Here is a 6299-nt window from a genome sequence, read left to right as displayed (position 1 = left end):
TATCTGACTCCTTTCCTTTTGGACTTCTCTTTTTTAAGAGAAAATACTATTCTTTGAAGAATTATTTACTGGTTAATTATATCACAACCAAAAAAAGAGTCAAGAAAAAACGTGAAAACCAGTTTCATTCTTGAACTCTTCCATACTATTATCTATTGAAATTCCTTGACATCTCCATCATAAGTCGCCCAGTCTTTACTGAAAAAGCGCTCATTCAGATGGTACATCGGAGCTGGAGTGGGATTGGATAGGAAAGGATCAACGGCCTTGTCAAATGCCAACCAACCCAACCAACCCAGATGAATGGTATCCTTCATAAAAAAAGGCTCCCCTCCATCCTTAGAAAAATCTGCTATATTAGTAAAACCTTGACTTTCTAACTGGTAGCGAATCTTCTGCACCGTTTGTTGGTACATATCCTCTCGTAGACCAGCATAGTCCATCCATTTTTTATTAACAGGTGGAATGATAAAAATCGGGTTGACCTTAGATTTAGAAAACTGTGTTAAAACCAACTGCAAGTCATTATACTCTGGCGACTTGAGATAGGTATGTGTTTTCTGAGAACCTTTTAATTTCTTCAAGTCCTTTTTAATCTGAGTAGTATAGAAATAATTTTCCATTCCTAAATCATTATTAGAAGTATTCTTTTCTGCATCTGCTTTAACAATATCTTCTATGGCTTGATAAGAAAACTGTTCTGGTAAGGTTTTTAAATATCTACCCACATACTTATCATAATTGACATATCCCCTAACAGAAAACTGACCAAAAAAGGAAGCTTGGTGTTCATTAAACCGAGCCAATAATTCAATCATTTCATTGTCTGCTTTCGACAATTCTTCTTTACTTGCCAACTTCTGAACCAGTTCCTTCATAGCTACGTTGGGAAACTGCTGTAGTAAGCGAGTCGCTGCATATTGACTAGCCTGATCTCCAGATTGATGTTCCAGAAAACTGGTCAACTGGTCTCCATTAAAATATTCCTGGAAAGCTGCTGGCTCATAGCCATTTTTACTGAACCACTGAGGTGAGATAACATACACAACTTGTTTATTCTCCAGTTGTGGCAACATCTGTTGCATCCCAAAATACTGATTGAGTGAAGCAGCTCCTCTCTGTCCTAAAAGATAAGGACGGTAGGAGCGATTGTATTTCTCAGCCAAGACTGCAGGATGAGCACTGTCAAAACGAAGCCATTCACTGGAGCCAAAGAAGGGAACAAAACGCATGTTTGGATCAGATAGGGCTCTGACCTTTTGACTCCGCTCCTTAAAACTTTCAATGGTAGTAGCCACCGCTGAACGCTTCTCAGCTCCCAGATCATGATTCATCTCAGTAGGATAGAAAAAGATAAGCAGACAAATCAACAAACCAGCTATCAAGACCGGTCCGAAGATCATCCATAAGCGTTTAAGCATTTTGTAGCTCCACAATACCAGCTATGATTTTATTGGCTGTATTCCAGTCGTCACGACCAAACTCTGTTACAGGGACACGAATGTCAAAACGGTTTTCAATCTCCACAATCAACTCAACCGTTCCCATACTATCCAAGACACCGGCATCAAAAAGATCTTCATCCATCATGTCAGAAACATCTTCCATAAACAACTCATCAATAATTTCGATAACTTCTGATTTGATATCCATATTTTATTTCCTTTTATTTTTTAAACCATAAATCATTCAAAAATCCAGAAAAGATCAAGAATGATAGCATGACGACATGGAATGTGACAACCATGCCAAGCAACTGAATCCAGCGATTCTCAGGTAGAGCAGCTTTCCCTGCTTTTTTCCGTTCCTTATTGAGTGTTTTTTTCTTACGACCCCAAGCGTCATTGATGACCAGTCCAATCCCATGAAAGAGCCCATAGGCGATGTAGTACCAGGTCACACCGTGCCAAAATCCCATAATCAGCATATTTATAATGTAGGCCACACTTGAAGTGACATTGCGATTCTTAAAGACCTTCTTTCTGGTCAATACCATGACCATTCGCATAAAGACAAAGTCACGGAACCAGAAAGAGAGACTCATGTGCCAGCGATTCCAAAATTCCTTTAAATCCTTTGATAAAAAAGGCTTATTAAAGTTGATAGGGCTACGAATTCCCATCAAATTTGAAATGGCTAAGGCAAACATAGAGTAACCTGCAAAGTCAAAGAAAAGCTCCAGACCAAAGGTATACATGACTGCCAAGGCATAGTGGTTAAAGAAGCCACCTGACTGCAGGGCTAGATTCTTCAGAGGAGGTAGTAAAGTTTCTCCTAAAATATGAGCCAGGATAAACTTGTACAAAAATCCCCACATAATATAGCGAACAGATTCATCCAACATATCCATCAACTCATCCCGCTCAGGAATGGTCTGATAATTTTCATTAAAACGCTTAAAGCGATCGATTGGGCCACTTGAAAAGGTCGGCATGAAGAGAAGAAAACGGAGGAATTCCCAGAGGGTAAAATCCTTAATCACTCCATCTCTCAGCTCGATGATAATCCCAACCGAACGAAAGGTCAGGTAAGAAATACCCAAAAAGCCAAGCAAAGACTGCGTTCCATTGATAGCTGGCTGCACCTTGACAAAGATAATCGGAAGTAGGGACAGAAAACTAACTAGGTAGAAAACCCACTTACCATCCTTACTTTTTCGATAGTGCTTATAGAAAAGCAAGAGCAATATTTCCCAGCACAGATAAATGCCCAAGGCAGCCAATTGATTAGTCTTCCCACCTACCAGCATGGTAACGATAAAGAAGAGACTAACCAATACCTCGTACCAGGCAAAGCGTTTCTTGAAAAAGAGGCCGATAAAGATGGGCAAGGTTGCAACAATCACATAGACAAAATACTGAGGATTGCCGTATGGCTCTAAATGAGGAAGCTGTTTAAAGAACTCCATCATCTCCTATTTACCTCATTAATCAATCCTTTGATATCAATTTTTCCATTTGGAGTCAGTGGCAAACTGTCTCGATAAAGGAATTTGGACGGCATCATATAAGACATCATAATATCTGTCAAGTCTTCCTTAATGGCCTTGGTAATATCGATATCACGCTCAAACTGCTCACGAACACCATCTTTTAAGATGACATAGGCTAGAAGATTTTGCACCTTGTGGTCTTTATTATAGCGCGGAACAGCGACAGCAGACTCAATATAGCGAGACTTGTTAAGATTTTGAGAGACATCTTCTAACTCAATGCGGTAACCGTTAAACTTAATCTGGAAGTCCATGCGTCCTCCGTAGAGAAGCAAGCCTTCATCTGTCATAGTTCCCACATCTCCTGTATGGTAGGCTGGTAGACCTTCAAACTCAAAGAAGGCTTCCCCTGTTTTTTCAGGATTGTTCATATATCCTTTTGAAACAGCTGGTCCAGAAACAATGATTTCTCCCTGTTCGCCATTTGGCAGTTTATTTCCTTCCTCGTCAATGATAAAGGTTGGAGAATCAGCCTTGGTATAGCCGATTGGTAGACGTTTGAGAGTCGCTAGCATCTCATCTGTCACGGCAACTGCTGACAGGGCCACTGTCGCTTCTGTTGGGCCGTAAGCATTGATAATACGGGCATTTGGGAAACGCTCGCGCAGTTTTTGAGCTGTTTTAACCGTCAATTCTTCGCCATCAAAGTAGAAATGCGTGATTCCAGGCATTTTCTTACTATTAAAGTCTTCAGACAACATGGCCATATCCGCAAAAGAAGGGGTTGATGTCCAGATAGCGATTGGCAATGAAAAGATGGTCGCAAAGAGTTGCTTAAAGTCCTGTGTAATAGCTGAAGGAAGAGCGAAAAGTGTACCACCAAGTGCTAATGTCGGTGCCCAGTACATGACAGACAAGTCAAAAGAATAAGGGGGCTGAGCCAGCATTTGCGGACGACTTGGCGTCGCAAATTCCTTGTCCGTAATCATCCAGTTGGTAAAGCTGAGGAGGTTATCATGTGAAATCTGCACTCCCTTAGGCTTACCAGTTGTACCAGAAGTAAAGATAATGTAGTAGTTATCATCGCCCTTGACTGGATGCGTGATCTCATAGCTTGTCCCTTGAACAAAGGCTTCTTGAGCCTGAGCTAGAGTCATCATTGGCGTAGAAACCTGCTCCAATGGAAAATCTGAGATGGCAATAATCAAACTTGGCTCCGCTACTTCTAAAATAGCTGAAACTCGCTCCAAAGCCGAATGGCTATCAATTGGAATGTAGGCATGACCTGACTTAGTCAGCGCTACAAAAGTTGCCAACATCTCATACTCTTGGCCTCCAAAAACAACCACAGGAGACTTCTCAGGCAAGCCTAGTTGGTCAATGGCTGCAGCCAAACTATCCGAATCAGCTTTCAAATCTCCATAAGTGTGTTCCTGCCCCAAAACATTGTAAACAGGATAGCTAGGCTGGGTCTGAGCAAAATGCTCAATAGTTTCAATCATATCTACTATTGGTTTATTTGACATAATAAGGATTCTCCTTCAAGTTAAAATTCATTATAGATAAAGCTTCCTTGACCCTGACCAAGATAGCTAAAAAAGTAAAGTAGCCCTAGAAAGATAATAAAATACAAGGCTGTCCGACCAAAAAAGAGGTACAATTCTTTTCTCTGTTTCATCAAGAAAAACCATTCATTTCTATAATTTTTCGCTAAAATAAAATCAATTTCTTACTAATTTATTTTTCTGCTATTATACCACTTTATAGACTAGTTTTTCAATTGTTTACCCGTCTATTTTCACTACGTTTCAGTAATATTAATTTGTTCCATATGATTCTTTCTAATGATAGCTTGAATGCTTTTCAGTATAAATTATATGGGGCTACAATAAAGTAGGCTCCATACTACCTATAGAGGATGTCTCCACTATAAATATTATAGAGCCTTATCTTATGTCTCACTTTATCGGTGCAGTTCCCTTTATCTAGAGTTTTTTATAGTATGTAATCCTAAAATTCACTATAGATAAATTCTTGAATGTTCGAAAAATCGGTCACAAAACAATAAATCACGATGCTTAAGATAACCGTATAGAAAAATAACGTCCACAAGATTAAACGGTGTGTGTTAGTTATCTTGGTTTGCAAATTTGTAAAGTTCTTTTTCAACTTCCATCCATCCTTTCACTCCAACGTGCATCACGTCAAATAAAAAGTAATCATCATACTCTCTGTTTCCATAGTTTAGTACTGTTGCACCATGGCTTTTTGCAACATCTTCTATTTTTTTGTAAGTTTTTTCCCGCATCTCTCTTGAAACACCTGTGTAGTCGTTCCACTTCCCGTTTACTGGGAAAATAATGACCTCAACTTCAATGCCCAATTCCTTGGCAACTGTCAAGAAGAGTTCCATATCTGAATACTCTGGTGACTCCAGATAGCTCAAATCTTTATTGGAATCTTTCAACGATGCATAGCGATCTTTTAAGTAAGTATTGTAGTAGTTATTATCAACAGCATAATCATTATTGTCTGTTTTCTTTTTGACCTCTTCTACAAACTGATTCGTCATTTTCTCCCAATCATAGTCTGGAGTTTTATCCCCTAGTGAAGGATAATCTGATTTGGCATGTTTTTGATAAAAAATCTGTTTGAGTTTAAAGGAATAAATCGTATTATCTAACTCTAATAACTTCTTATCAATAAAGGTTCCTTTACCTTCTATGAAGTAGCTCTTATATTTCTTATAAAGGTCATTTTGAAGCTTATTCCCTTTAGTTATTTCAATAATTCTATCAATAAGTTTTTCCTTGGTATCTTTGCTAATTTTCTTATTAGAGAGTGTCTGAAAAATATGTTCCTGAGAAGCCTTATTCAAAAAGGCATCCTGATGAGTCCCATCTTTTTCAAACCACTGAACCGACTCTATTATAGCCACTTTTCGCTTAGTCATAGATCCTTCAATAGAACCCAAGGTCGTAGCCTGAATGATGTTTTGTGAATAACTGGTCCCAATCTGCATGATATTAAAATCGTTGTAGTTAAAAATTTTATTGGGATGATAGTCTTCATTTATCGTCGCAACCAACTCAGATGATCCCAATAAAACAAATGTATTGGGAGTAATATTGCTTGTCAGAATATCTCTACTTTTATACTTTTCATACGAAGTGCTATAGCGAATACTGTTATCCTTTACTTTATAATAATCATCAATCTTCTTGACGTATGTCACATTTAAAAGGGCAAGCGTCGCAATTACGAGCACAAGCGATAGCAAAAATGCTTTTAGTTTAATCATCTCGTTTTATCCTATCCCTTCGATCCGTCCAATCTCTTTTCAATTTCTTATCTCTTTAAAATCGTA

General features: G+C 38.6%; 6 protein-coding genes. All 6 read right to left on the bottom strand.

All coding sequences use genetic code 11. The features are described 5' to 3' along the window. Window positions 1-152: 152 nt before the first annotated feature. The 6 genes from dltD (PAN06_RS12650) to dltD (PAN06_RS12625) all read right to left on the bottom strand — a co-directional run bounded on the left by dltD (PAN06_RS12650) (window position 153) and on the right by dltD (PAN06_RS12625) (window position 6233). Window positions 153-1421 carry a D-alanyl-lipoteichoic acid biosynthesis protein DltD gene (gene dltD, locus PAN06_RS12650; protein WP_269796495.1) on the bottom strand — a complete coding sequence of 423 codons (1269 nt, stop codon included), beginning with the start codon at window positions 1419-1421 and terminating at the stop codon, window positions 153-155. After that, window positions 1414-1653, bottom strand: a complete 240-nt coding sequence (dltC, locus tag PAN06_RS12645) for a D-alanine--poly(phosphoribitol) ligase subunit DltC (protein ID WP_000351967.1) — start codon at window positions 1651-1653, stop codon at window positions 1414-1416. The genes dltD (PAN06_RS12650) and dltC overlap by 8 nt, the downstream gene beginning before the upstream one ends. A gap of 13 nt (window positions 1654-1666) precedes the next feature. Beyond that, complete coding sequence (dltB, locus tag PAN06_RS12640) at window positions 1667-2911, bottom strand: D-alanyl-lipoteichoic acid biosynthesis protein DltB (RefSeq protein ID WP_261116707.1); 1245 nt, start codon at window positions 2909-2911, stop codon at window positions 1667-1669. Then, on the bottom strand, window positions 2908-4458 hold the full coding sequence (gene dltA, locus PAN06_RS12635; protein ID WP_020902149.1) for a D-alanine--poly(phosphoribitol) ligase subunit DltA: 1551 nt from the start codon (window positions 4456-4458) through the stop codon (window positions 2908-2910). Before dltA ends, dltB begins: the two co-directional genes overlap by 4 nt. Before the next feature lie 20 nt (window positions 4459-4478). Beyond that, complete coding sequence (locus PAN06_RS12630; protein ID WP_004262018.1) at window positions 4479-4610, bottom strand: teichoic acid D-Ala incorporation-associated protein DltX; 132 nt, start codon at window positions 4608-4610, stop codon at window positions 4479-4481. Between the two features lie 450 nt (window positions 4611-5060). Next, window positions 5061-6233: a D-alanyl-lipoteichoic acid biosynthesis protein DltD gene (dltD, locus tag PAN06_RS12625; protein ID WP_064276803.1), complete on the bottom strand. Its 1173-nt coding sequence runs from the start codon at window positions 6231-6233 to the stop codon at window positions 5061-5063. Between the last annotated feature and the right edge of the window lie 66 nt (window positions 6234-6299).

The sequence above is a fragment of the Streptococcus sp. SM3 genome (assembly GCF_027497875.1).
This window is presented reverse-complemented; position numbering and strand designations above follow the sequence as displayed.

What these genes read in the sequence shown, in the direction of transcription:
- dltD (WP_269796495.1), bottom strand. Translation starts at nt 1,421, where the DNA reads ATGCTTAAACGCTTATGGATGATCTTCGGACCGGTCTTGATAGCTGGT.
- dltC (WP_000351967.1), bottom strand. Translation starts at nt 1,653, where the DNA reads ATGGATATCAAATCAGAAGTTATCGAAATTATTGATGAGTTGTTTATG.
- dltB (WP_261116707.1), bottom strand. Translation starts at nt 2,911, where the DNA reads ATGATGGAGTTCTTTAAACAGCTTCCTCATTTAGAGCCATACGGCAAT.
- dltA (WP_020902149.1), bottom strand. Translation starts at nt 4,458, where the DNA reads ATGTCAAATAAACCAATAGTAGATATGATTGAAACTATTGAGCATTTT.
- PAN06_RS12630 (WP_004262018.1), bottom strand. Translation starts at nt 4,610, where the DNA reads ATGAAACAGAGAAAAGAATTGTACCTCTTTTTTGGTCGGACAGCCTTG.
- dltD (WP_064276803.1), bottom strand. Translation starts at nt 6,233, where the DNA reads ATGATTAAACTAAAAGCATTTTTGCTATCGCTTGTGCTCGTAATTGCG.